The organism is Flavobacterium mesophilum (genome assembly GCF_039581405.1).
Classification (GTDB): domain Bacteria; phylum Bacteroidota; class Bacteroidia; order Flavobacteriales; family Flavobacteriaceae; genus Flavobacterium.
In genome coordinates, this window is record NZ_JBCPXZ010000003.1 from 651,156 (window position 1) to 675,903 (window position 24,748).

The window sequence follows — 24,748 nt, forward strand, 5'->3', positions numbered from 1 at the left end:
CATGAATAAGAGAGTTGTAATTACTGGAATGGGAATTTATTCTTGTATCGGAACTTCTTTAGATGAAGTAAAGGAATCATTATACAACGGAAAATCGGGTATTAAGTTTGATTCTGAACGAAAAGAATTCGGTTTCCAATCGGCTTTGACCGGAATGGTTCCAAAAGCTGATTTAAAAAATTTATTGACACGCAGACAACGTATGAGCATCGGTGAAGAAACCGAGTACGCTTATATGGCTACTATAGAAGCTTTAAAAAATGCTAATATCGACGACGCTTTTTTCGAAAATCGCGAAGTTGGAATTATGTACGGAAACGACAGTGTTTCTAAAGCAATCATTGACGCGACAGATATTGTTCGTGAGAAAAAAGACACTGCTTTAATTGGTTCTGGAGCGATTTTCAAATCGATGAATTCTACGGTAACGATGAATCTTTCAACGATTTTTAAGCTTCGTGGCATCAATTTGACGGTTAGTGCGGCCTGCGCGAGCGGTTCGCATTCTATTGGATTGGCTTATTTTTTAATCAAAAGCGGCTTTCAAGATATCATAATTACTGGCGGTTCACAAGAAATCAACAAGTATGCGATGAGCAGTTTTGACGGTCTAGGCGTTTTTTCAAATAGAGAAAGTGATCCTGAAAGAGCCTCAAGACCTTTTGATGCAGGACGCGATGGATTAATTCCGAGTGGTGGTGGTGCGACTTTAATTTTGGAAAGCTACGAATCTGCCATTGCAAGAGGCGCGAACATTATTGCCGAAGTTTCAGGTTACGGATTTTCATCAAACGGCGGACATATTTCGACTCCAAACGTCGAAGGACCAGCAACAGCAATGCTACGCGCACTTGAAGAAGCAAAATTAAAGGCATCAGATATTGAATATATAAATGCACACGCAACCTCAACTCCGGTTGGTGATGCAAACGAAGCAAAAGCAATCTTTGAAGTTTTTGGCGAAAAAAATCCTCCCGTAAGTTCTACAAAGTCAATGACGGGCCATGAATGCTGGATGGCAGGAGCAAGTGAAATCATTTATTCTATCATCATGATGCAGAACGATTTCATTGCGCCAAACATAAATTTAGAGAATCCAGATGAAGATGCGATGAAATTAAATTTAGTTAAAACTACGTTAAACAAAAAATTTGACATATTTTTGTCCAATTCTTTCGGGTTCGGAGGAACCAACTCTGCGTTGGTGGTTAAAAAGTTTAAATTGGACAATGAATAAAGAAGAGATTATAACGAAAATTAATGGTTTTTTGGTTGATGAATTTGAAGTAGATAATGATGAAATTGAACCAGATGCTAATTTAAAAGATACACTTGGGTTAGATAGCTTAGATTATGTTGATTTAGTAGTTTCAATAGAATCTAACTTTGGTGTAAAACTAGTAGAGGCAGATTTCGTTGGAATTGCAACTTTTCAAAACTTCTATGATTTGATCGAAACCAAACTAAAAGCTAAAACCGCTTAATGAGTCAATGGGATGGCAAATCAAAAGGTACAGTTTTAGGCTATAGAATATTCGTTTTTTTAATACAAAAAGCGGGTGTCAAATCGGCTTATGCCTTGCTTTATTTTGTTGCTTCTTATTATTTTCTATTTCTAAAGAAAAGCAATCGGGCGATTTTTTATTATTTCAGAGAAAGACTTAACTATTCCAATTTCCAATCCAAAAAAATGGTATTCAAAAGTTATTACACTTTTGGACAAACTATTATTGACAAAATCTCCATTTCAGCAGGACTGCGAAATAAATTCACGTACGAGTTTGACGGAATCGAAATTCTGAAAAAACTTTTGGCAGAAAAAAAAGGTGGCGTTTTAATTAGCGCGCACGTTGGAAATTTTGAAATCGCAGAGCACTTTTTTGGCGACATCGATCTTGACTTCCAAATCAATCTTGTTACAACCGATTTAGAACATTCTGCAATCAAAAATTATCTCGAAAGCGTTACGCAAAAATCGGCTGTAAAATTCATTATCATAAAAGATGATTTGTCACATATTTTCGAAATCAATTCGGCTTTAGCCAATAATGAATTGGTTTGCTTTACCGGCGATCGTTATTTTGAAGGAACAAAATCACTTTCCGAAGAAATTCTCGGCAAAGAAGCCAACTTCCCTGCAGGTCCATTTTTGATCGCTTCAAGATTAAAAGTTCCTGTAGTCTTTGTTTATGTAATGAAAGAACCAAATCTTCATTATCATTTATACGCACGCGAAGCAACCGTTAAACACCGCGACGAAAAAGGATTACTGAAAGAATACGTAAAAAGCGTCGAAAGCATTTTGCAAAAATATCCTTTGCAGTGGTTCAATTATTTTGATTTTTGGAATCAGCTTAAATAATTGCCCACGGGTTTTGCGGATTAAACTGGTTTTCGCGGTTTTTTTATAATATTTAAATCTTAAAAATAACCTGGGGTATAAAAAAATGCGGTGTAAATCCGTTGGATCCGTAAAATCTGCGGCCAATTTATCATTCCTTAAACAAGAAAATTCTTTTAAATAAAATTTACTTATTTTTGTTCGCAACCAAAGAAAGTAAACCCAAATGAAAAATGTCCTCGTTATCTTTTATTCTCAATCTGGACAATTAGAATCGATTGCAAAAAACATTGCAAAGCCGTTTTTAAGTTCAGAGGATATAAAAGTGACTTTTCATGAAATTCAGTTAGAAAAACCTTTTCCTTTTCCTTGGAATAAAACCACTTTTTTCGACGCTTTTCCTGAATCTTTTCTACAAATTCCAACGGCCTTGAAACCCGTTTCTGATGAAATTTTAAATACAAAATATGATCTTGTTTTATTGCATTATCAAGTTTGGTATTTAACGCCATCCATCCCGATGAATTCTTTTTTAAAGAGTCCGGAAGCCAAAATCATTCTCAACAACACACCCGTTATTACCATAAATGGTTCGCGAAATATGTGGATAATGGCGCAAGAAAAAGTAAAAGTTTTATTGAAAGAAGCCAACGCAAAATTGGTTGGAAACGTAGCTTTAGTCGATCGCGTTGGAAATTTAATCAGCGTGATTACGATTGTTAACTGGATGTTTTCGGGAGTAAAGAAAAGATATTTGGGCTTTTTTCCGTTGCCGGGAGTTTCCGAAAAAGACATTCAGGAATCGGATAAATTTGGGGAAATCATGCTTTCCGAATTCAAACAAAACAAATTAGAAGATTTACAACCAAAATTAGCCGAAATTGGAGCCGTAAAAATCAGTCCGTATTTAGTGACTGTAGACAAAACGGCTAACAAAATCTTTAATAAGTGGTCTAATTTCATTCATAAAAACCAAAAAAACAGAAAACTGCTTCTGAAATTATTTTATGTTTATTTATTCCTTGCAATATGGGTAATCTCGCCAATAGTATATATATTGCATGTTATTAGCTATCCGTTTAAGATTAAAACTATAAAAAAGGAAACTCAATATTATCAAGGAGTTTAGAAGAGGAGAAAATTATATTATGTTTGACGTATATATTACCAAAGCCGCAAAATATTTGCCGAATGAAGCTGTTTCAAACGATGAAATGGAGAATTATTTAGGGCTAATAAACGACACTGCTTCAAAAGCGAGACGTATTATTTTGCGCAATAATAAAATTACAAGCCGTTATTACGCTGTAGACAAAAACGGAAAAAGCACCCACAGTAATGCTGAATTGGCAAAAAGTGCAATTTCACAGTTGTTTGATGAAAAATTCACTGATCAGGATGTAGAAGTTCTATCCTGTGGAACTTCATCACCAGACGTTTTTGCGCCTTCGCATGCGGCAATGGTTCACGGATTATTAAAAAACAAATCTGTTGAATTGAACTCTTCTGCTGGAATTTGCTGTTCTGGAATGAATGCTTTGAAATACGGTTTTCTTTCTATAAAATCTGGAAATTCTAAAAATGCTGTTTGCGCAGGTTCTGAAAAAGTTTCAACCTGGCTTTCGGCACAACAATACAACCAAGAAATCATCAACTTAAAAAATCTGGAAGCACAACCGATTATTGCTTTCAAAAAAGATTTTTTACGTTGGATGTTGTCTGACGGAGCTGGTGCCTTTTTATTGGAAAACAAACCAAGTGGAGACATTTCTTTAAAAATCGAATGGATGGAAGCGTATTCTTATGCCTTCGAATTAGAGACTTGCATGTATGCAGGAGGAGACAAATTAGAAAACGGAGAAATCAAACCTTGGAGCGACTACAAACAAGAAGATTTATTAAAAGAATCTGTGTTTGCGGTAAAACAAGATGTAAAATTATTAGACGAATATATTCTGCCAAAAGGTGTTGAAAGTATGAGCGATGCCATGGCTAAACACAATGTTACTGCCGACGATGTTGATTATTTCTTGCCTCACGTTTCATCCTATTTTTTTGTTGAAGGATTAAAAAAAGGATTAGACGAAAAAGGAATTGTAATTCCATCTGAAAAATGGTTCATGAACCTTTTGAGAGTTGGAAACGTTGGATCAGCTTCGATTTATATTGCAGTTGAAGAACTAATGAATTCTGGAAAATTGAAAAAAGGCGACAAAATTTTATTGTCGGTTCCAGAAAGCGGACGTTTTTCATTTGCGTATGCGTATTTAACCGTTTGCTAATGGAAACCGCTGTACTTTTAGAAAAAGAAGCAGTCGAAAATCTGATTCCGCAAAAGTTTCCTTTTGTAATGATAGATCGTATGTTTTCTTATTCTGAAACGGGATTAATTTCTGGTTTGAAAATTCAGAATGACAACATTTTTTTAGAAGAAAATACTTTTTTAGAAGCAGGATTGGTTGAACATATGGCGCAATCTGTTGCTTTGCATACAGGTTATCAATATTTTTTGAAAAATGAAACTGCACCAACCGGCTATATAGGTTCTATAAAAGATATTCAAATTAAAAAATTGCCTCAAATCAACGATATAATTCAGTCGAATGTTATTATTTTACAGGAATTTGCCGGAGTAACTTTAGTCGATATCGTGACATTTTTAAATGATGAAGAAATTGCAAGCGGGCAAATGAAAACCGTTTTAGCCAAATAAATTATGAATATGACACTGGGAGTTGACATCCAAAATTACTTGCCTCATCGCGCGCCAATGCTGATGGTCGATTTGATTTTGGATATTGATGCCAACTTTGTTGAAACCACATTTTTAATCCAAGAAGACAATATTTTTGTTGATAAAACCATTTTTACGGAAGCGGGTTTAATCGAAAATACAGCACAAACTTGCTCTGCAATTGTGGGTAAAAAATACTTTTTTGACGAAGACGGAACTGAACATGAAAATGTAAATGTCATCGGTTTTATCAGTGCCATAAAAAATTTGAAAATATACGATTTGCCAAAAGTTGGCGAAACGATAACGACAAAAGCAACTTTGGTTTCAAAATTTGTTGGCGACGATTACACACTTTGCACCATGAGTTGTCAAAGTTTGATCAAGGAGAAAATACTTTTAGAGTGCGAAATCAATTTGTTTATTCAAAAGACGATTTCGGCCACAACATAATGCTAAATTGAAAATAAACCCGTCATGGAAAAAGAAAATGTACCACAGCACGATGGAAATTTAAGCAAAAAAAATCTCAAAGAATTGGTTTATGCAACAGACGAAAACGGCGATTACACGACCGCTTTAAGTACGGGTTGGGAACCAAAAGCAATTGCACTTTCAAACGCAATTGACGACATAAAAGAACGTGCTGAAGAAGCAAAACAGAAAGTACTGAACGGAGAAGTGAGTCCGATTTGCTATTTTATGGAACTCAACAAAATGGATCTTTCGATTCTTGCTGGTTATGTCGAAATGTGGAAATGGCGTGTAAAAAGACATTTTAAACCATCTGTTTTTGCCAAATTAAACGACAAGACTTTACAAAAATATGCTGACGCTTTTGATATTTCAATAGCCGAATTAAAAAATAGTATCTCAAAATAATGCAAGTTACTTTTACACATCATCAATCTGCTCATTGTGAAAATGGAGTAGCTTCAAACCTCTTAAAAAACAGCGGACTCCATATCAGCGAACCGATGGTTTTCGGAATTGGTTCGGGACTTTTTTTCGTGTATTTGCCTTTTTTAAAAGTCAATCATGCGCCGGCAATCAGTTACAGAACTTTGCCAGGACATATTTTCAATAAAGTCGCCAATCGTTTAAATTTAAAAATTAAAAGACAAAAATTTTCTTCTGTTGCCAATGCCAATAAAGCTTTGGAAGAAAATCTAAAAAATAATATTCCGACCGGATTACAAGTTGGAGTTTATCATTTGAGTTATTTTCCAGATGAATATCGCTTTCATTTCAATGCGCACAATTTAGTCGTTTACGGAAAAACCGAAACCGATTATTTAATCAGCGATCCGGTGATGGAAACGGTTACCACTTTGACGCACGACGAAATGGATAAAGTGCGTTTTGCAAAAGGTGCTTTCGCGCCAAGAGGCCAAATGTATTATCCAATTCAGATTCCAAATAATGTTGATTTAAAAAGCGCCATCATAAAAGGAATCAAAAATACATGTCGCGATATGCTCGCACCAATGCCAATTGTAGGCGTGCGAGGAATTAAAATGGTTTCACGTCAAATCCGTAAATGGCCTAAAAAACATGGTGTTCGAAAAGCCAATCATTATTTGGCACAAATGGTGCGCATGCAGGAAGAAATTGGAACTGGCGGCGGCGGTTTCCGATTTATTTATGCGGCATTTTTGCAAGAAGCATCGGTTGTTTTGAATAATGAAGAATTGAAAAATCTTTCGAAAGAAATGACAAAAATTGGCGATTCATGGCGTGATTTCGCTGTTGAAGCTTCTAGAATTTACAAAAACAGAAGTGCCAAAGAAGATGCCTACAACGCCATTGCTGATGAACTTTTGGACATTGCGAATCGCGAAGAAATCTTTTTCAAAAAACTAAAAAAAGCAATCAGCTAATTATATTTTGCAACCCGTTATAAAAATAGAATCCCTTTCGAAAAAGTACAAAGACGCAGAAATGTTTTCTTTGAACGATGTTTCGCTAGAGATAAACGAAGGACAAATTTTTGGTTTGCTAGGTCCAAACGGAGCTGGAAAAACCACATTAATTTCAATGCTCTGCGGATTGGTAAAACCAACTTCTGGACATTTTTCCATTCATGATTTGAACTATTCGCATCATGCTTCAAAAATCAAAAAAATCATTGGCGTAGTTCCTCAAGAATATGCTTTGTATCCCACTTTGACCGCACGCGAAAATCTGCATTATTTTGGAAGCATGTACGGTTTGAAAGGTTCGGATTTGAAAGATAAAGTAATCGAAACTTTAGATCTTTTGGGCTTACTAAAATTTGCTGACAAACAAATCGAAACCTTCTCGGGCGGCATGAAACGTCGTGTCAATTTGATTGCTGGAATTCTGCACAATCCGAAAGTTTTGTTTTTGGATGAACCAACGGTTGGCGTTGATGTTCAGTCTAAAAATGCGATTATCGATTATCTTAAAGTTTTAAATCAAAACGGAACAACGATTATTTATACGTCGCATCATTTGGCGGAAGCCGAAGATTTTTGTGACACCATTGCAATTTTAGATCGAGGTCAAATTTATGCAAAAGGAAGTCCGAAAACTTTAATTAATTCGACAGAAAATGCTCGAAATCTCGAAGATGTTTTTATTTCATTAACCGGTAAAGACTTGCGCGATGATATATAAAATTTGGATGTCGATAGTGAAAGAATTTCTTTTGCTAAAAAGAGATTTAGGCGGTTTGATTATTTTATTTATCATGCCTTTGGTTTTGGTTATTACAGTAACTTTAATTCAGGACAGCACTTTTAAAACGGTTACTGATAATAAAATTCAGATTTTGTTGGTGGACAATGATAAAGGTTCGGTTTCAAAAACGGTTTTTGAGAATTTAGACAAAAACAATTTGTTCAGCGTTGTCACGCAAATCGACAACAAACCGACTACTGAAGATATTGCCAAAGAAAATGTTTACAAAGGAAAATTTCAATTGGCGATTGTAATTCCGAAAAATCTAAGCGCAGATTTACAAGCAAAAGTCGATCAGAATGTAGAAAATATTGTGAGCAAAATGGGTTTTTCAGACAGCGTTGCAAAACCTGAAAAGCAAAGAGTTATTCAGCAAAAAGAAGTCAAATTGTATTTTGATCCGGCGGTTCAGTTGAGTTTCAAAAATTCGGTGATGAGTTCGATTGACAAAATGATTTCGCAAATTGAAACCAAAACTATTTATACAAGTTTTCAAAATCAATTTGGGGAAGAAAACACCGAATTTGAACAGAAGAATTTCATCACTTTCAAAGAAATAATTCCGAAAATCAACAATAAAGAAGTGTTGCCAAATTCGGTGCAACACAACGTTCCGGCTTGGACGCTTTTTGCGATATTTTTTATTGTGATTCCACTTTCGATCAATATTGTAAAAGAAAAATCACAAGGAACTTTTGTGCGTTTATTGACCAATCCTGTTTCTAATTTGATTGTCATCATCGGAAAAACAATTACGTATTTACTGATTTGCATGATTCAGTTTTATATGATGGTTGCCGTTGCGATTTTCTTGTTTCCGCATATTGGTTTGCCTCCGCTGAATATTGAAGGACATTTATTTTTAATGAGTGTTGTCGCTTTATTTTCAGGTTTTGGCGCCATCGGGTTTGGAATTTTATTGGGAACAATTGCGAGTACTCAGGAACAATCGGCGCCGTTTGGAGCAACGAGTGTTATTATTTTGGCAGCTATTGGCGGCATCTGGGTTCCGGTTTTTGCCATGCCAAAAATCATGCAGTATATCGCAAAATCTTCTCCGATGAATTGGGGATTAGAGGCTTTTTATGATGTTTTATTGCGCAACAGCAGTTTCCTTGAAATCATTCCAAAAATAAGTTTGTTATTTTTGTTCTTTATAATCACAACTTCCATCGCATTATTTTATGACAAAAAGAAAAGAACAGTATAACGAAGCCACAGACTTGACGGTTTCTCACGAAATCAGAATTCGTTTTAACGAAACTGATCCGCTTGGGATTGTTTGGCACGGCAATTATATCACGTATTTCGAAGATGGACGAGAAGCTTTCGGACGCCAACACGGATTGACGTATTTAGACATTGCGAAAACGGGTTATACAACGCCAATCGTAAAATCAAAATGCGAACATAAATTGTCTTTACGTTACGGCGATGTTGTCACGATTGAAACAACGGTTGTTGATACGCCTGCCGCAAAAATGATTTACCGTTTTAAAATTATTGACGACAAAGGCGAAGTGGCTTGCACTGGCGAAACAGTTCAGGTTTTTTTAGATAAAGAAGGCAATTTAATGCTGACGAATCCTCCTTTTTATGAGGAATGGAAAAGGAAAGTTGGGTTGTTGAAATAGTGTTTTTTGCCACGAATTTCACGAATTAGCACAAATTAAATCGGTGTAAATCTGCTTGATCTGTCAAATCTGCGGGCAAAATTTCACGAAATTAGAATTGAAAATGATAAGAGAAATATATATAAACGAAACGAATTGTATCACTCCTTTAGGTTTTGATGTAGAATCAAACATCGAAGCGATTCTTCGTAGCGATACGGGAATTCAACTTCATAATGCTATTTCTTTGATGCCGAATTCGTTTTATGCTTCGATTATCAACGATGAAAAAATAAACAGTGCTTTTGCAAAAATCAGCACGGAAACCAAATATTCACGCTTAGAAAAAATGATGATTTTGGCTTTGGAACCAATCATCAAAAATTCCAAAATTGAATTAAATTCAAAAACTGCTTTTATACTTTCTACCACAAAAGGGAACGTAACGGCTTTGCAAAATCATTCTGAAGAAAGTTTCAACAACGCGCATTTAGATGTTTTGGCAAAAAATGTTGCCGATTTCTTCGGATTTCAAACACAGCCAATCGTCGTTTCAAATGCCTGTGTTTCTGGAATTTTAGCAATTTCTGTTGCTAAGAGAATGATTCAGTCCGGACTTTATGACAACATTTTTGTAGTTGCAGGCGACGAAGTTTCTGAATTTGTTTTGTCTGGTTTTAATGCTTTTCAAGCAATGAGCGAACTGCCTTGCAAACCGTATTCTAAAAACAGAACCGGCGTAAGTTTAGGCGAAGCAACGGCTGCAGTTTTGGTGTCGGCGGAAGCCAAAAACTCAAAAATAAAAGTAATTGGAGACAGCTCGATAAACGATGCCAATCATATTTCTGGACCTTCAAGAACGGGCGAAGGTTTGTTTAGAAGTATTCAGAATGCTTTGAAAGAAGCTCAAATTGATGCCCAAAAATTAGATTATATTTCAGCACACGGAACCGCAACACCTTATAACGACGAAATGGAAGCGATTGCTTTAAGTCGTTTGGATTTGCAAAACGTTCCGATCAATAGTTTAAAAGGATTTTACGGTCATACATTAGGCGCGTCGGGATTATTGGAAACGGTAATTGCGATAGAATCTGCCAATAGAAATATGCTTTTTGAATCAAAAGGTTTTGATGAAATCGGTGTAAGCGAATCTATTAATGTGATTGAGAGAAATGAAGAAAAGAATATTGATTGTTTTTTGAAAACAGCTTCTGGATTTGGAGGTTGTAATACGGCTGTGGTTTTTGAGAAAGTGAAGCACTAATTACACGGATTTTCACGAATGATTCAACTGTTCGGAAATTTCGAACAGTTCAAAAAAACTAACTTTCAAGGAAAACTTACAAGTTCAATTTCATTAAAATTACTAGAAATATGAATGATAAAATTGCAGGCTTAAAAAAAGATATTGAGAGTAATCTTGGCGCAAGTAGTGGCTTTTATGAATTGGTATTTCAACCTTACATTAGAGAGTTCATTAGCGATTTAAATCAAACAGATAGTAAAAACTTTTCAATCGAAATATTAAATTGGAATGAAGATTTACTTTATCATTTAGCTGACGAAATACTTTTTAGTAACAATGAATATCTAGATAAAAATTTTCTTTATTGTTCAATTTTTTTAAAAACTTATGATCAAGAAAATTTAGATTATTTATCACAATATTTATATGATTGCTACGATGATTTAAATATTGAAAAAACCTCTTTAGATTTTTTTTTACAACTAAAAGAAAAAGTAGAAAAGTTTTACATTATAAAAAATGGAAAAGAAAATATTGATGATTTCATTAGGCCACTAAATGATATTATTAATGAAAAAATGAAGAAGATTTAAAATCACTTATTCCGTATAAATTTTTTATACTAATAAAAGAATGGCCAACAAAACCTACATACAATCCTACATCAAAATTGAAAACAACGAAATTGTTCTAAACGAAACTTCTGTATTCAAAATTGAGCCAACCGATTTTGCAGATTTTGCCAAACAAGCGTATCGTAATTTTGAAATGCAGTATCCAAAGTTTTTCAAAATGGATGCTTTGAGCAAACTCGCTTTTTTAGGATCAGAATTGCTTTTAAGTCCGATTGTTTCTTCGGAAAAAGAAAATAATATCGCTTTGGTTTTGGCCAATAAATCGTCAAGTTTGGATACTGATGTGAAATATCAAGAATCAATTTCGGATAAAGAAAACTATTTTCCGAGTCCGGCGGTTTTTGTTTATACACTGCCAAATATTTGCCTCGGCGAAATAAGTATTCGTCATCAGCTGAAAAGTGAGAATTCTTTCTTTATATTTGATGCTTTCAATGCCGAATTCATGTCGAACTATTCGGATATTCTATTAAACACAAACAAAGCCGATTTGGTTTTATGCGGTTGGACGGAATATTTCGACAACAATTACAAAGCTTTTCTTTGTGTAATCGGCAAGGAAGAAAACGAGAAATACAAAAACGAAAATATCAATACATTATATAATAAATGATCATGGAAGCATTAAAAGAAGAATTAAAAAATAAAATCATAACAACTTTGAACCTTGAAGATATCGCAGTGGAAGACATTGCTGATAACGATCCTTTGTTTGGAGACGGTTTAGGTTTAGACTCGATTGATGCACTTGAATTGATCGTGATTTTGGATAAAGATTACGGAATTAAATTAGTTGATCCGAAAGAAGGAAAAGCTATTTTTCAGTCTATCGAAACTATGGCGGCTTATATTAACGCTAACAGAACGAAATAATTTTTGCCCGCGGATTACACTGATTGAACGGGTTTTCGCAGTTAATTAAAAACTTGGCGACTCAGCGACTTTGCGAGATTAAATCATAAGCTTTATTTGCTTTTAGTCGCGAGAAATATGCTCGCAAAGGCGCAAAGGCGCAAAGTTTAATCAAATCATAAAATCTAAAATTAGATGAAAGGTGTTGCAATAACCGGAATGGGAATTATCTCTTCGATTGGAAATTCAGTCGAAGAAAATTATATTTCGCTTATCGAAAATAAAATTGGCATTTCCCGAATTGAAAATATTCCGACGGTTCATGCCGATGTCATCAAAGTGGGTGAAATCAAAAAAACCAATGAAGAATTAGTTGCCGAATTACAGCTTTCTGAAAACAATAACTTTTCTAGAACGGCTATGATTGGTGCTTTGGCAGCAAAACAAGCTATTGAAAATGCTGGGATTTCATCTATAAACGAATTCAGAACCGGACTTATTTCGGCCACTAGCGTGGGCGGAATGGACATGACGGAAAAACATTATTACGATTATTTTGAAAAACCAGAATTGGTAAAATTTATCACTTGTCATGACGGTGGCGATGTTGCTCAAAAAATAGCTGACGAATTGGGTTTAAAAGGAATGGTGACTACTATAAGTACCGCTTGTTCTTCTGCCGCAAATTCGATTATGCTCGGCGCTCGATTGATTAAATCTGGAAAATTAGATCGCGTAATTGTGGGCGGAACTGATGCTTTGGCAAAATTCACCATCAACGGATTCAAGACTTTGATGATTTTATCTGACGATTACAACAAACCTTTTGACAATACTCGAAAAGGACTAAATCTTGGCGAAGCTGCTGCTTTTTTGGTTTTAGAATCAGATGAAGTTGTGGCGAAACAGAACAAAAAAGTGTTGGCAAGAGTTTCGGGTTACGGAAATGCAAATGACGCTTTTCATCAAACCGCTTCTTCAGAAAATGGCGACGGCGCTTATTTAGCCATGAAAAAAGCTTTTGAAGTTTCAGGACTAAAACCTTCTGAAATTGACTACATCAACGTACACGGAACAGCAACGCCAAATAACGATTTATCTGAAGGAAGAGCTTTGTTGCGCATTTATGAAAATGAAAAAGTGCCCGATTTTAGTTCTACAAAACCTTTTACAGGACATACTTTAGCGGCCGCAGCGGCAATTGAAGCTGTTTACAGTGTTTTGGCAATCCAAAATAATGTGGTTTATCCGAATTTGAATTTCGAAGTTCCGATGGAAGAATTTGAATTGCAACCACAGACTTCCCTAAAAAACAAAAATATCGAACACGTTTTGTCCAATTCTTTCGGTTTTGGCGGAAACTGTTCCACTCTTATATTTTCAAAAAGCTAATGACAAAAAAAACATATATAAATGGAGTAGGCTGTATTTCGACTCAAAAAACATTTGATACTGTTTTTTTGGAAGAAGCAGTTGTACACGAAAATGAAACGGTACTTTCAATCGTTTCGCCAGTTTACAAAGATTACATTTCGCCTGCGATGATTCGTAGAATGGCAAAAGGCGTAAAAAACGGAATCGTAGCTTCGGCTTTGGCCATGAAAGATGCTAATGTCGAAAATGTCGATGCGATCATTACCGGAACTGGTTTGGGTTGTATCGAAGATTCTGAAAAATTCCTAAAAAATATTCTGGACAACAATGAAGAGTTTTTAACTCCAACTTCATTTATTCAATCGACGCATAATACAGTTGGCGCACAAATTGCACTTTCTCTACAATGCAAAGGTTATAATTTTACCTATGTAAATGGAGCGGTTTCTTTTGAATCAACACTTTTAGATGCTAAAATGCAGATTGAAGAAGAGGAAGCCAATTCAATTTTGGTTGGCGGTGTAGATGAAAACGGAGAATACACACTTTCGCTTTTCAAATTGGCGGGAAGAATCAAAAAAGAAAATGATCTTCCGTCAGATGTTTTAAACGCCAATTCAACTGGCGTTGTTTACGGTGAAGGCGCAAGTTTTTTTGTTTTGGAAAATGAAAAAAAGGATTCAACTTATGCCGAAATTCTTGATGTTGAAATAACAAATTCATTAGAAGAAAATGAAGTTGAAAACGCTATAATTTCATTTTTAAAAACTAATAATTTAGAAATTGGAGATCTTGACGCTGTAGTTTTAGGTTATGATGGAAACTCAGATTCTGATTCTTATTATCGAAATCTTTCTGAAAATGCTTTCGCAGAAATTCCACAATTGTATTACAAACATTTGAGTGGCGCTTTTGATACGGCTTCGGCTTTTGCTTTGTGGATGGCCTCTAAAGTTTTAAAAACGCAAGAAATTCCGGAAATTGTAAAAGTAAATTCGGTTTCCAAATCGGCTTATAAAACCATTTTACTTTACAATCAGGTGAATGGAAAAAACCATAGTTTTACGTTACTTTCAAAATGATAACGCATAAAAACATCTCACTATTTTTTGTTTTTTTATTGCTTTTATTGGTTCTTCTGAAACTTTATACAGCAATTACTATTTGGTGGTTTGTTTTGATTATTTTGATTTGGATGGGAATTAATGCTTTCGGCTCAGCCCGAATTTCCTCCAATTATCACGTAAAAGCTTTTTGCAATAATCCATCGGAAACAGAAAAAAAAATTGCTTTGACTTTTGATGACGGTCCGAGCATTTATACTTTGGAAATTTTAAAACTTTTGAAAAAATACAACGCAAAAGCGACTTTTTTCTGCATTGGAAAAAACATAGAAGCACATCCTGAAATTCTTCAAAAAGTGATCGACGAAGGTCATTTGGTTGGAAATCATTCGTATTCGCATTCTACCTTTTTTGATTTTTATACTGCAAAACAAATAACCCAGGAACTTCAGAAAACAAACAAACTTCTGGAGAAATTCACTTCAAAAAAAATCAACTTTTTTCGTCCGCCCTATGGAGTTACAACACCATCAATTCGTAGAGCTTTAAAAATCACTGGACATAAAGTTATCGGCTGGAATATCCGTTCGCTTGACGGTGGCACAACAAATCAGGAATTGATTTTGAACCGAATAAAAAAGCGAGTTTCTCCCGGCGGAATCGTACTTTTGCACGACACAGGATCACACTCTGTTTCTGTACTGGAACAGTTTTTGCAATTTTTACAGCAAAATCAATATGAAGTGATTTCTGTGGAAGAACTTTTGAATCTTAAAGCTTATGAAAACTAAATTTTATATACTCCTTTTTTCCATTCTTTTCGGCGCCAATTTATTCGCTCAGGAACAAAAAATGACGGATGCAGAAATTGCTTCTTTTAAACAAGATGTCAACGTAGTTGCTAAAAAAATCAAGACTTTAAGTACTGATTTCGTGCAATACAAACATTTGGATTTTTTATCAAAAGACATCGAAACTTCGGGGAAAATGCTTTTTAAAGAACCGGCTTTATTGTCTTGGCAATATAAAAAACCATACAATTACAGCATTGTTTTCAAAAACGGAAAAATCCTCATTAATGACGAAGGAAAGAAAAGTGCGGTTGATATTGGCAACAGCAAAATCTTTGCGCGTATCAATAAATTGATTGTCGGAAGCGTGAGCGGAAACATGTTTGACGATAAAGAATTTACGATTTCGTATTTCAAATTAAAAGGTCAAAACTTGGCTAAATTTATTCCGAAAGATGCGACGCTGAAAAAATACATCAAACAAATTGAGCTGACTTTTGACAAAGAAGAAGCAACTGTGGTTCAGGTAAAATTATTAGAATCATCTGAAGATTATACCCGAATTGTACTCAAAAACAAAGTGATCAATGCAAAAATCGACGATTCAGTTTTTACTAATTAATTGTTTTCTGGCAATTGTTTTAGTTTCTTGTGGCTCGGTCACCAAAAATTATACGCCTAAAAAATTAGAAAAAACCTCGATAGAAGTTCCTTATTTCACCGATTCAAAAGCCGATTATGTTTACAAAACCAACATTACGGTTTACGGTCATGAAATGTCTGGAATTTTTATTGCCAAGAAAATAAACGACACGACGCATCGTGTGGTTTTTACGACTGAATTCGGAAACAAATTAATGGATTTTGAAATTTCGGAAAACAGTTTCAAAGTCAATTCGATAGTTTCAGAACTCGATCGAAAAATCCTGATCAATACTTTGGAAGAAGATTTTCGTTTGCTTCTTAAAAACAAATATTTGATTCAGGAACAGTTCGAAAATGCGGAAAATGACATTTATAAATCGGAAGACGGAAAACGCGATAACTATCTTTTCTTCTCCAAAAAAGATAAAAAATTAGAAAAAGTAGTTCGTTCTTCTAAAACAAAAGATAAAATAACAATTACTTTTACTTTAGAAAACGATATTTTTGCTAAAAAAGTTGTCATTTTGCATCAAAATATCAAGCTGAAAATTGAGCTAAATTATTTTAAATCAGAATAAAATTCAGTTAACATAAACCAAACCAACTATGAGAAAATTAACCTTAATTGCATTTGTTTTATTTGTCGGCGTTATTTCATCACAAGCGCAGGTAACTGTTAATCCCGGACTTAGAGGCGGTTTAAACCTTTCGCGTTTAACCAATATTGATAATAATAGTATGAAATCTGATTATTATGTTGGAGGTTTAGTTGAAATTAAATTCAATAAATTATTCACGCTTCAACCCGAATTAAACTATTCGAGACAAGGAAGCAAAGGTGTTTATTATGATGGTTCACCGGAGCAACTTAGACTTGGTCAAACGACTTATAACTTAAATTATATCACAACAGGGGCGGTCGCTAAATTTTATTTTCATGGACAAGGATTTCATGTTTTAGCTGGTCCGTCATTTGATTTAAAAGTTGATGATAATTTTGGGAGATATGGCTTAGATCCTATTGATGTAGATTTGGCTTTTGTTGGTGGAATTGGTTACACGTTGCCAAACGGATTAACTTTTGAAGCACGTTTCAAACAAGGTTTGGTTGATATTTATGGGTATGACGATTTAGATTATAATAATAACAACAATTATTATTACGAAAATGTGATTTTAAATCAGGTTTTTCAATTCGGAATCAGTTATACTTTTAAAACAAAATAAAAATTTTGAACCATTCAGACATTAGGACATTAAGTTTTATAAAATGTTATGCTTAATTTTCTTAATATCTTAATGGTAAAAACAAAAAAACAAAAATGGTTTTAAAAGACTTTTACAAAGTTCTTTCGGAAGAAAAAACGGGAGACACAAAATATACGATTACAATTTTGGTCAATGAAAAACATGAGATTTTCAAAGGTCATTTTCCAGGAAATCCAATTATGCCGGGTGTTTGCATGATTCAGATTATTAAGGAATTGGCGGAGAAAATTTCGCAAGAAACCTTAATGATCCAAACATTGGCAAATGTGAAATTTATGGCGCTTATAAATCCAGAAGCTAATCCGGAATTGCGTTTAGAACTTGACATTACAAAAACCGAAGACCATTTGGTTAAAGTAAAAAACACGACTTATTTTAATGATACTGTTGCGCTAAAATTGAGCAACACGTACAAAAAATTGGAATTATGAAACTAGTATTGACACTGCTTTTGTGGGTGAATTTTGTGGGCAATCCTGATTTGGCGTCCATCAGAAAAATGTATCCGAATGTTACAAAATCTGACAGCAACGCAAAAGAGTTTTCAGAAAAATTGTCGGGCATTTCTAATAATGACGATAAAACTTTAGTGGCGTACAAAGCGGCTTCGATTTTATTGGATTCTAAATTCGAAAAAAAATTACACGATAAAATTGAACGTTTCAAAGAAGGAGCAAAATTACTTGAATCGACTATAAAAAGCGAACCAAGCAATATTGAAATCCGTATGATTCGTTTGTGCATTCAGGAAAATGTTCCTGGTGTTACTGGCTACAAAAAGAATATCAAAGAAGACAAAAAATATCTTACGGAGCATTATGCTGATCAAAATGGTGCTCTTAAAGAATATCTAAAAGACTTTATTTTACAATCAAAAAGCTTCTCTGAAAAAGAGAAACAATTTGTGAAGTAAGCAAAGGCAAAATTTCCAAATGAAACCTATTTTATCACAACACGAACTCCTTAATTCCACTTCTTTTTGTGTTATTGTACCGACGTACAATAATCAAAAAACGCTAAAAAAAGTTTTGGATTCTATTTTGGAATTTACTCCAAATGTGATTATTGTGAATGATGGTTCAACTGATGAAACTCCTGAAATTCTAAAACACTATTCACAGCTTACGCAAATTCATCATCCTAACAATATAGGAAAAGGAAGAGCACTTAGAAATGGTTTTAGAAAAGCAATCGAAATGCAATTCGAATATGCGATTACAATCGATTCTGATGGACAGCATTTTGCTTCAGACATTCCAAATTTTATTGCTGCCATTCAAGAAGAACCAAATTCTTTATTGATTGGAAGCCGAAATATGACACAAGAAAATGTTCCGAAGAAAAGCAGTTTTGGGAACAAATTTTCAAATTTCTGGTTTAAGTTTGAAACCGGAATCAAACTTGACGACACACAATCGGGTTTCAGATTGTATCCATTGCAATTGCTTCCGAAGAAATTTTACACCAATAAATTTGAGTTTGAAATTGAAGTTATTGTTCGTGCCGCGTGGAAAGGAATTGTCGTAAAAAATATTCCGATTCAAGTTTTATATGATCCTGCAGAGCGTGTTTCTCATTTTCGCCCTTTCAGAGATTTTACCCGAATCAGTATTTTAAATACCGTTTTGGTAACCAATGCTTTGCTTTATATCAAGCCGAGAGATTTTTTTAGAAAAGCAAAAAAAAAAGGTTTTAAAAAATTCTTTCTAGAAGATATTTTAGAAAGCAGCGATTCTAATTTTAAAAAATCGGCTGCGATAGCGCTTGGAATTTTTATTGGATTTTCGCCTTTTTGGGGTTTTCAGACCATTTTGCTTTTTACATTTGCTGCGATTTTCAGACTCAATAAAGTCATTGCCTATCTGACGTCAAATGTCAGTTTCCCTCCATTTATTCCGTTTATTATTTATGCTTCGCTTCAAGTCGGAAGCATTTTTGTTTCGAGCGATGCACCTTTAGTGTTAGATAGTTCGATCACACTCGACGATATTCAAAAAAATGCAACGCAATATATCGTAGGAAGTCTTATTTTAGCATCCGTTTCTGCGCTAACCGTTGGTCTTATAAGTTATTTGCTTTTGACTTCTTTTAGTTCTAAAACCAAAACGAATATTTAGATAAAGTTTTTCCACAAATAAAAAGGTTTAAAATCTTTGTCAAGTTGCCACGAATTACACGAATTAGCACGAATTAATTCTATTAAATTCCTGAAAACTTACCAAGATTAAAGGATTAAAAATTGGTGGAAATTAGTGCAATTTGTGGCAAAAAAACAATAAAAATAATTATGCATCAATACTTTTACGCCATTCATTTATTTGTAAATAAAAGAAAATCGCTTTCGGTTTTTTTGGCTTTGCTGATGCTTTTTATTTTTGGATTTTTCGCTTCTCAAATTAAATTTGAAGAAGATATAACCAAATTAATTCCCGCCAATGACAAAGCAGATGTTACGGCAAAAGTCTTAAAACAATTAAATTTTGCCGATAAAATAACCGTCATTTTCAAACTCGAAAAAAATGGTTCTGCAGAAGATTTAAAAGAAATGGCAACTGCTTTTTCAGATAGCGTTTCTATTTCTTGCAAACCATATGTAACCGGAATTCAAGGAAAAATCGACGAAGAAAATATTCAGGAAACTATAGATTTTGTTTACAATAATCTGCCTCTTTTCCTAGAAAATAAAGACTACGAAGCCATTCAAACCAAACTGCAAAAAGACAGTATTGCGGCAACCGTTCAAGGAAATTACAAATCGATTATTTCGCCATCAGGATTTATTACAAAAGATTTTATACTGCAAGATCCGCTTGGGATTTCGTTTATTGCTTTAAAAAAATTACAGCAATTGAATATTGGCGACGATTTTATACTCGACAATGGTTTTGTAATGACGAAAGACAAAAAGAAACTTTTGCTTTTTATCACCTCAAATCTTCCGTCAAGCGAAACCGAAAAAAACACTGTTTTTGCAGCAAAACTAAAATCGATTCAAGAAAATTTAAATCAGAAATACAACGGCAAAACTTCCATCAGTTATTTTGGTTCGGCTTTGATTGCGGTTGCCAATGCCAATCAAATCAAAAGCGATATCGTCTTGACAACATCAATTGCGATGTTTACGCTGATGTTGATTCTGATTTTATTCTATCGAAAAATATTAATTCCGCTGATTATTTTTCTTCCAACGGTTTTCGGAGCATTTTTCGCTGTAGCATTTTTATATTTTGTAAAAGAACAGATTTCAGCAATTTCACTCGGAATTGGTTCCATTTTACTCGGAATTACGATTGATTATTCCATTCACATTCTCACGCATTACAAGCACAACAGCGATATCAAAACGTTGTACAAAGACATCACGATGCCTGTAATCATGAGCAGTTCAACAACGGCGGTTGCATTTTTATGTCTGCTTTTTGTAAAATCGGATGCGCTAAATGATCTCGGAATTTTCGCCGCGGTGATTGTAATGGCAACTGGATTTTTTTCGCTTTTAATTGTTCCGCATTTATATAAACCACAAGAAAATCCTGCAGAACACAAGAAAAATGTCATTGATAAAATGGCGCATTTTTCATTTCACAACAATAAATTCCTGATTGGATTTTGCGTAATCATCACGATTATTTGCTGTTTGACTTATAACGATGTTGGTTTCAATAACGATTTGTCGCAATTGAATTTTGTTCCAAAAGAAATCAAAGCGGCCGAAAAACAATTGGAAGAAAGCACAAGCTTAACTTCAAAAACCATTTATGTCGCTTCGTACGGAAAAAGCATGGATGAAGTTTTGCAAACCAACAGCAAACTTTTCTCTGATTTATCTACAGAAAAACAACAAAACAGAATCTTGAATTTTAGTTCTGTCGGCGGCATTATGCTCTCGCAGACGGCACAGCTTCAAAAAATTGAAAAATGGAATTCCTTTTGGGATACCAATAAAAAGCAATTTTTACAATCACAATTAATTTCCGAAGGTTCAAAACTTGGTTTTAAGCCAACTACTTATTCCTTGTTTTTCGATCATTTGAATTTTGATTTCAAACCAGTTTCGGCAAACGAATTTTTAAAAATTCAGGCACTTCAACTAAAAGAATTTGTGACTGAAAAAAATGGTTTTTATACGATTTCAACTTTGGTAAAAGTGTCCCCAGAACAGCGCGATGCGTTTGTAAAATCGGCTTCAGCCAAAAATAATTTGATTGCCATTGACCGCCAACAAATGAACGAAACGTTTTTCAGTACTTTAAAAACCGATTTCAATTCGCTTGTCAATTATTCGTTTGTCGCAGTAATTTTAATTCTGTTCTTCTTTTTCAGAAGAATTGAATTGGTCATCGTAAGCTGTATTCCAATTGCGTTAACCGGAATTGTAACGGCCGGAATTATGGGCATTTTTGGCATTCAAATGAATATTTTCAGCATGATTGTCTGCACTTTAATTTTTGGTCACGGTGTCGATTTTAGCATTTTCATGACGAGTGCTTTACAAAAAGAATATACGACCGGAAGAAATGAAATTGCCATTTACCGAACTTCGATTATTTTAGCCGTAATCACGACAATTTTAGGAATTGGCGCGATGATTTTTGCCAAACATCCGGCGTTGACTTCGATTTCATCAGTTTCTTTGATTGGGGTTTTCGCTGCGTTGATTATCACATTTATCTTCTACCCGATTCTTTTTAAATTATTCATTTCAAACCGATCAAAAAAAGGAAATCCGCCATTTCATTTGCGCACTTTTGTTCACGGTGTAATTTCGTTTACCTATTATGGTTTGGGCGGTATTATCATGTCCATTTTCAGTTTTACACTAATGCCAATTTTACCTTTGAGTGCCAAAACAAAAATGAAAGGTTTTAGATATATCGTTTCAAAATTCATGAAATCGGTATTGTATTCAAATCCGTTTATTCGCAAAAAAGTCGTCAATAATTTTAATGAAACGTTCGAGAAACCTGCCGTTATTATCGCCAATCATTCTTCCTTTCTAGACATTTTGGCAATGGGAATGTTGAGTCCAAAAATTATATTTCTGGTAAGCGACTGGGTTTACAACTCTCCTATTTTTGGTGGTGTAGTTAGAAAAGCTGGTTTCTATCCCGTTTCTGAAGGCTTGGAAGGTGGTGTCGAACATTTGCGTAAAAAAGTAAACGAAGGATATTCTTTAATGGTTTTTCCAGAAGGAACGCGTTCCGAAAGTAATGTTGTAAAACGATTCCATAAAGGTGCTTTTTTCTTGGCAGAAGAATTTAATTTAGATATTCTGCCGATTGTTATTCACGGTGCTTCTGAGTTAATTCCGAAAGGCGATTTTGTCATTCATAACGGGAAATTAACGATTACGATTTTAGAAAGAATTACGCCTGAAAATACTTCGTTCGGAAAAAATTATGCCGAAAGAACAAAACAAATAAGTACTTTCTTCAAAACAGAATATCGTACAATCCGTCAACAATTAGAAGGCGCAGATTATTTCAGAAAAATGTTGCTTCACAGTTTTGATTATAAAGAAATTGAAGTGGTGGATAGCGTAAAAAAAGATTTAAAGAAACATCTCGAAACCTATTTTATTCTTGGAAAACAATTTTCGGCGAAAGCCAAAGTATTGCATTTAGCTGATAATTATGGACAATTGGATGTTTTATTGACCTTGCAGGAACCACAGCGAAAAATTCATTCTTATATCGTTGATGAAGAAAAACGAGATGTTGCTAAAACCAATTATATCGTTGGAAAGAGAAAAATAACCTATCTCGAAAATTTAGAAACAATATCAGAAAATCAATTTGATGTCGTTTTAATTTCAGATGAAAATCATGAAAATGAAATTCAAAACGTTATTTCTGTAACATCTTGTGTAATTTTAATTGATTGTCCCCGTTTAAAAAATAGAATTATTGACCTTGGTTTTCATTGCGTTTTAGACGAAAATGACCTGATTATTTTAAAAAAATGAAAGAACATTACGATGTAGTAATTATCGGTAGCGGTTTGGGCGGATTAGTTTCGTCTATCATTCTGGCTAAAGAAGGCTACAGCGTTTGTGTACTTGAAAAAAATAATCAGTACGGTGGCAATCTGCAGACTTTTGTTCGGGACAAAACCATTTTTGATACTGGAATTCATTATATCGGAGGTTTAGGTGAAGGCCAAAATCTGCATCAATATTTCAAATATTTGGGAATTATCGATAAGCTGAATTTGAAAAAATTAGATGAAAATGCTTTCGATATTATTTCTTTCGAAAATGATAATACCGAATATCCACATGCGCAAGGTTATGAAAATTTTGTTCGTCAATTAGCAAAATATTTCCCAGAAGAAGAGGCAAATATTGAAAACTACTGTCAAAATTTACAAGCTATTTGTGATTCTTTTCCGCTTTATAATTTAGAATGGGAAGGTAAATACGATTCTGAAATTTTGACACTCAATGCAAAAGAAACAATCGATTCCTTTACCGAAAATGAAAAGCTAAAAGCTGTTTTGGCCGGGTCTAATTTTTTATATGCAGGAATTCCTGATAAATCGCCTTTTTACGTTCACGCGTTGATTGTAAATTCATATATCCAAAGTTCATGGCGTTGCATCAATGGCGGAAGCCAGATTACGAAACAACTTTTGAAACAGCTCAAAAAATATGGTGGCGAATTTTATAAACATAAAGAAGTTACCCATTTTGAAGTCGAAAATCACAAAGTGAATTTGGTTAAAATGAAAGATGGAACACAGGTTTCTGGTACTCTTTTTATTTCGAATATTGAACCGAAAACCACTTTAAAAATGGTAGGTGAAGAAAACTTCAGAAAACCATTTTTCAACCGAATTCAAAATCTTGAAGGCGTGCTTTCAGCTTTCAGTTTGTATCTTGTTTTTAAGCCTGAAACTTTCAAATACATCAATCATAATTATTATCATTTTAAAGATAGCAGTGAAGTTTGGACAGCTCATGAATATGACGAAGATTCTTGGCCAAAAACGTACATGGCTTCGATGAATGCTTCTAAAGATGACGAAATCTGGGCTGACGGAATGACTTTCATAACCTACATGAAATTTGACGATGTTTTGCCTTGGGCTGAAACGTTTAATACAACTGTAGAAAAAAACGATCGAGGTGAAAGTTATGAAGAATTCAAAGCCAGAAAAACGGCTAAATTTTTAGATGAGATTGAAATAAAATTTCCAGGAATCAAAGATTGTATCAAATCAATCCACACTTCTAGTCCGCTGTCCTATCGTGATTATATTGGTGGTGATAACGGAAATATGTACGGTTACGTCAAAGATTCCAACAATCCGATGAAAACTTTGATTCCGTCAAAAACAAAAATCGAAAATTTATATCTAACCGGACAAAGCATCAACATGCATGGTGTTCTGGGCGTAACTATTGGTGCCGTGGTAACTTGTTCTGAAATTGTTGGGAAAGAATATTTGATTACTAAAATCAATCAGGCTGAATAAAT

General features: G+C 34.3%; 27 protein-coding genes. All 27 read left to right on the plus strand.

The annotated features are described in order from the left end of the window. Position 1 precedes the first annotated feature (1 nt). The 27 genes from AAYQ19_RS11735 to AAYQ19_RS11865 all read left to right on the plus strand — a co-directional run bounded on the left by AAYQ19_RS11735 (position 2) and on the right by AAYQ19_RS11865 (position 24,746). A complete protein-coding gene (locus AAYQ19_RS11735) occupies positions 2-1,237 on the plus strand; it encodes a beta-ketoacyl-[acyl-carrier-protein] synthase family protein (RefSeq protein WP_343536472.1) in 1,236 nt (411 codons plus the stop codon). Beyond that, a complete protein-coding gene (locus AAYQ19_RS11740; protein WP_132988170.1) occupies positions 1,230-1,484 on the plus strand; it encodes an acyl carrier protein in 255 nt (84 codons plus the stop codon). The genes AAYQ19_RS11735 and AAYQ19_RS11740 overlap by 8 nt, the downstream gene beginning before the upstream one ends. Then, positions 1,484-2,362 (plus strand): lysophospholipid acyltransferase family protein, encoded by an 879-nt coding sequence (locus AAYQ19_RS11745; RefSeq protein ID WP_343536474.1) that lies wholly within the window; start codon positions 1,484-1,486, stop codon positions 2,360-2,362. Before AAYQ19_RS11740 ends, AAYQ19_RS11745 begins: the two co-directional genes overlap by 1 nt. 205 nt (positions 2,363-2,567) lie before the next feature. Continuing rightward, complete coding sequence (locus AAYQ19_RS11750) at positions 2,568-3,470, plus strand: NADPH-dependent FMN reductase family protein (protein WP_343536475.1); 903 nt, start codon at positions 2,568-2,570, stop codon at positions 3,468-3,470. A gap of 19 nt (positions 3,471-3,489) precedes the next feature. Next, positions 3,490-4,623, plus strand: a complete 1,134-nt coding sequence (darB, locus tag AAYQ19_RS11755; RefSeq protein WP_343536476.1) for a dialkylresorcinol biosynthesis protein DarB — start codon at positions 3,490-3,492, stop codon at positions 4,621-4,623. Continuing rightward, positions 4,623-5,054, plus strand: a complete 432-nt coding sequence (locus AAYQ19_RS11760) for a hotdog family protein (protein ID WP_343536477.1) — start codon at positions 4,623-4,625, stop codon at positions 5,052-5,054. Before darB ends, AAYQ19_RS11760 begins: the two co-directional genes overlap by 1 nt. Positions 5,055-5,063: 9 nt before the next feature. Beyond that, the gene (locus AAYQ19_RS11765) at positions 5,064-5,528 is read left to right on the plus strand and encodes a hotdog family protein (RefSeq protein ID WP_343536820.1); all 465 of its coding nucleotides are present in this window, start codon (positions 5,064-5,066) and stop codon (positions 5,526-5,528) included. A gap of 24 nt (positions 5,529-5,552) precedes the next feature. Next, positions 5,553-5,957, plus strand: coding sequence for a flexirubin biosynthesis protein DarG (gene DarG, locus AAYQ19_RS11770; RefSeq protein ID WP_343536479.1), 405 nt, complete (start codon positions 5,553-5,555; stop codon positions 5,955-5,957). Beyond that, a complete protein-coding gene (gene darH / locus AAYQ19_RS11775; protein WP_343536481.1) occupies positions 5,957-6,955 on the plus strand; it encodes a BtrH-related acyltransferase DarH in 999 nt (332 codons plus the stop codon). The genes DarG and darH overlap by 1 nt, the downstream gene beginning before the upstream one ends. Positions 6,956-7,016: 61 nt before the next feature. Further along, positions 7,017-7,715 carry an ABC transporter ATP-binding protein gene (locus AAYQ19_RS11780; RefSeq protein ID WP_343536482.1) on the plus strand — a complete coding sequence of 233 codons (699 nt, stop codon included), beginning with the start codon at positions 7,017-7,019 and terminating at the stop codon, positions 7,713-7,715. Beyond that, the gene (locus AAYQ19_RS11785; protein ID WP_343536483.1) at positions 7,705-8,988 is read left to right on the plus strand and encodes an ABC transporter permease; all 1,284 of its coding nucleotides are present in this window, start codon (positions 7,705-7,707) and stop codon (positions 8,986-8,988) included. The genes AAYQ19_RS11780 and AAYQ19_RS11785 overlap by 11 nt, the downstream gene beginning before the upstream one ends. After that, positions 8,963-9,412: an acyl-CoA thioesterase gene (locus AAYQ19_RS11790; protein ID WP_343536485.1), complete on the plus strand. Its 450-nt coding sequence runs from the start codon at positions 8,963-8,965 to the stop codon at positions 9,410-9,412. Before AAYQ19_RS11785 ends, AAYQ19_RS11790 begins: the two co-directional genes overlap by 26 nt. Positions 9,413-9,515: 103 nt before the next feature. Beyond that, a complete protein-coding gene (locus AAYQ19_RS11795; RefSeq protein ID WP_343536486.1) occupies positions 9,516-10,658 on the plus strand; it encodes a beta-ketoacyl synthase N-terminal-like domain-containing protein in 1,143 nt (380 codons plus the stop codon). A 110-nt stretch (positions 10,659-10,768) separates the two neighbouring features. Next, on the plus strand, positions 10,769-11,233 hold the full coding sequence (locus AAYQ19_RS11800) for a hypothetical protein (protein ID WP_343536487.1): 465 nt from the start codon (positions 10,769-10,771) through the stop codon (positions 11,231-11,233). Between the two features lie 40 nt (positions 11,234-11,273). Continuing rightward, a complete protein-coding gene (locus AAYQ19_RS11805; protein WP_343536488.1) occupies positions 11,274-11,888 on the plus strand; it encodes a beta-ketoacyl-[acyl-carrier-protein] synthase family protein in 615 nt (204 codons plus the stop codon). 2 nt (positions 11,889-11,890) lie between these two features. Further along, positions 11,891-12,148, plus strand: a complete 258-nt coding sequence (locus tag AAYQ19_RS11810; protein WP_343536489.1) for a phosphopantetheine-binding protein — start codon at positions 11,891-11,893, stop codon at positions 12,146-12,148. A gap of 174 nt (positions 12,149-12,322) precedes the next feature. Then, entirely contained in the window at positions 12,323-13,519 is a 1,197-nt protein-coding gene (locus tag AAYQ19_RS11815) for a beta-ketoacyl-[acyl-carrier-protein] synthase family protein (protein ID WP_343536490.1), read from the plus strand. Next, on the plus strand, positions 13,519-14,583 hold the full coding sequence (locus AAYQ19_RS11820; RefSeq protein WP_343536491.1) for a beta-ketoacyl synthase N-terminal-like domain-containing protein: 1,065 nt from the start codon (positions 13,519-13,521) through the stop codon (positions 14,581-14,583). The genes AAYQ19_RS11815 and AAYQ19_RS11820 overlap by 1 nt, the downstream gene beginning before the upstream one ends. Then, positions 14,580-15,356, plus strand: a complete 777-nt coding sequence (locus tag AAYQ19_RS11825) for a polysaccharide deacetylase family protein (protein ID WP_343536492.1) — start codon at positions 14,580-14,582, stop codon at positions 15,354-15,356. The genes AAYQ19_RS11820 and AAYQ19_RS11825 overlap by 4 nt, the downstream gene beginning before the upstream one ends. Beyond that, entirely contained in the window at positions 15,346-15,978 is a 633-nt protein-coding gene (gene lolA2, locus AAYQ19_RS11830; protein WP_343536493.1) for a flexirubin biosynthesis/transport protein LolA2, read from the plus strand. The genes AAYQ19_RS11825 and lolA2 overlap by 11 nt, the downstream gene beginning before the upstream one ends. Further along, positions 15,944-16,579 (plus strand): flexirubin biosynthesis protein LolB2, encoded by a 636-nt coding sequence (lolB2, locus tag AAYQ19_RS11835; protein WP_343536494.1) that lies wholly within the window; start codon positions 15,944-15,946, stop codon positions 16,577-16,579. Before lolA2 ends, lolB2 begins: the two co-directional genes overlap by 35 nt. A 28-nt stretch (positions 16,580-16,607) precedes the next feature. Next, on the plus strand, positions 16,608-17,228 hold the full coding sequence (locus AAYQ19_RS11840; RefSeq protein ID WP_343536495.1) for a porin family protein: 621 nt from the start codon (positions 16,608-16,610) through the stop codon (positions 17,226-17,228). A 95-nt stretch (positions 17,229-17,323) separates the two neighbouring features. Then, complete coding sequence (locus AAYQ19_RS11845) at positions 17,324-17,701, plus strand: ApeI family dehydratase (protein WP_343536496.1); 378 nt, start codon at positions 17,324-17,326, stop codon at positions 17,699-17,701. Continuing rightward, a complete protein-coding gene (locus AAYQ19_RS11850) occupies positions 17,698-18,183 on the plus strand; it encodes a hypothetical protein (protein ID WP_343536497.1) in 486 nt (161 codons plus the stop codon). Before AAYQ19_RS11845 ends, AAYQ19_RS11850 begins: the two co-directional genes overlap by 4 nt. 19 nt (positions 18,184-18,202) lie before the next feature. Further along, entirely contained in the window at positions 18,203-19,387 is a 1,185-nt protein-coding gene (locus tag AAYQ19_RS11855; protein ID WP_343536498.1) for a DUF2062 domain-containing protein, read from the plus strand. A gap of 170 nt (positions 19,388-19,557) precedes the next feature. After that, on the plus strand, positions 19,558-23,235 hold the full coding sequence (locus tag AAYQ19_RS11860; protein WP_343536499.1) for an MMPL family transporter: 3,678 nt from the start codon (positions 19,558-19,560) through the stop codon (positions 23,233-23,235). Next, positions 23,232-24,746 carry a phytoene desaturase family protein gene (locus tag AAYQ19_RS11865; RefSeq protein ID WP_343536500.1) on the plus strand — a complete coding sequence of 505 codons (1,515 nt, stop codon included), beginning with the start codon at positions 23,232-23,234 and terminating at the stop codon, positions 24,744-24,746. Before AAYQ19_RS11860 ends, AAYQ19_RS11865 begins: the two co-directional genes overlap by 4 nt. The last annotated feature ends 2 nt before the right edge of the window (positions 24,747-24,748 follow it).

Bases quoted from the DNA above. Each gene is read 5' to 3' on its own strand.
- AAYQ19_RS11795 (WP_343536486.1), top strand. From the start codon at position 9,516: ATGATAAGAGAAATATATATAAACGAAACGAATTGTATCACTCCTTTA.
- AAYQ19_RS11790 (WP_343536485.1), top strand. From the start codon at position 8,963: ATGACAAAAAGAAAAGAACAGTATAACGAAGCCACAGACTTGACGGTT.
- AAYQ19_RS11785 (WP_343536483.1), top strand. From the start codon at position 7,705: ATGATATATAAAATTTGGATGTCGATAGTGAAAGAATTTCTTTTGCTA.
- AAYQ19_RS11860 (WP_343536499.1), top strand. From the start codon at position 19,558: ATGCATCAATACTTTTACGCCATTCATTTATTTGTAAATAAAAGAAAA.
- AAYQ19_RS11820 (WP_343536491.1), top strand. From the start codon at position 13,519: ATGACAAAAAAAACATATATAAATGGAGTAGGCTGTATTTCGACTCAA.
- AAYQ19_RS11815 (WP_343536490.1), top strand. From the start codon at position 12,323: ATGAAAGGTGTTGCAATAACCGGAATGGGAATTATCTCTTCGATTGGA.
- AAYQ19_RS11850 (WP_343536497.1), top strand. From the start codon at position 17,698: ATGAAACTAGTATTGACACTGCTTTTGTGGGTGAATTTTGTGGGCAAT.
- AAYQ19_RS11810 (WP_343536489.1), top strand. From the start codon at position 11,891: ATGGAAGCATTAAAAGAAGAATTAAAAAATAAAATCATAACAACTTTG.
- AAYQ19_RS11745 (WP_343536474.1), top strand. From the start codon at position 1,484: ATGAGTCAATGGGATGGCAAATCAAAAGGTACAGTTTTAGGCTATAGA.
- AAYQ19_RS11800 (WP_343536487.1), top strand. From the start codon at position 10,769: ATGAATGATAAAATTGCAGGCTTAAAAAAAGATATTGAGAGTAATCTT.
- DarG (WP_343536479.1), top strand. From the start codon at position 5,553: ATGGAAAAAGAAAATGTACCACAGCACGATGGAAATTTAAGCAAAAAA.
- AAYQ19_RS11780 (WP_343536482.1), top strand. From the start codon at position 7,017: ATGTTTTCTTTGAACGATGTTTCGCTAGAGATAAACGAAGGACAAATT.
- AAYQ19_RS11865 (WP_343536500.1), top strand. From the start codon at position 23,232: ATGAAAGAACATTACGATGTAGTAATTATCGGTAGCGGTTTGGGCGGA.
- AAYQ19_RS11855 (WP_343536498.1), top strand. From the start codon at position 18,203: ATGAAACCTATTTTATCACAACACGAACTCCTTAATTCCACTTCTTTT.
- lolB2 (WP_343536494.1), top strand. From the start codon at position 15,944: ATGCAAAAATCGACGATTCAGTTTTTACTAATTAATTGTTTTCTGGCA.
- darH (WP_343536481.1), top strand. From the start codon at position 5,957: ATGCAAGTTACTTTTACACATCATCAATCTGCTCATTGTGAAAATGGA.
- AAYQ19_RS11760 (WP_343536477.1), top strand. From the start codon at position 4,623: ATGGAAACCGCTGTACTTTTAGAAAAAGAAGCAGTCGAAAATCTGATT.
- darB (WP_343536476.1), top strand. From the start codon at position 3,490: ATGTTTGACGTATATATTACCAAAGCCGCAAAATATTTGCCGAATGAA.
- AAYQ19_RS11735 (WP_343536472.1), top strand. From the start codon at position 2: ATGAATAAGAGAGTTGTAATTACTGGAATGGGAATTTATTCTTGTATC.
- AAYQ19_RS11840 (WP_343536495.1), top strand. From the start codon at position 16,608: ATGAGAAAATTAACCTTAATTGCATTTGTTTTATTTGTCGGCGTTATT.
- AAYQ19_RS11825 (WP_343536492.1), top strand. From the start codon at position 14,580: ATGATAACGCATAAAAACATCTCACTATTTTTTGTTTTTTTATTGCTT.
- AAYQ19_RS11765 (WP_343536820.1), top strand. From the start codon at position 5,064: ATGACACTGGGAGTTGACATCCAAAATTACTTGCCTCATCGCGCGCCA.
- AAYQ19_RS11740 (WP_132988170.1), top strand. From the start codon at position 1,230: ATGAATAAAGAAGAGATTATAACGAAAATTAATGGTTTTTTGGTTGAT.
- AAYQ19_RS11805 (WP_343536488.1), top strand. From the start codon at position 11,274: ATGGCCAACAAAACCTACATACAATCCTACATCAAAATTGAAAACAAC.
- AAYQ19_RS11750 (WP_343536475.1), top strand. From the start codon at position 2,568: ATGAAAAATGTCCTCGTTATCTTTTATTCTCAATCTGGACAATTAGAA.
- AAYQ19_RS11845 (WP_343536496.1), top strand. From the start codon at position 17,324: ATGGTTTTAAAAGACTTTTACAAAGTTCTTTCGGAAGAAAAAACGGGA.
- lolA2 (WP_343536493.1), top strand. From the start codon at position 15,346: ATGAAAACTAAATTTTATATACTCCTTTTTTCCATTCTTTTCGGCGCC.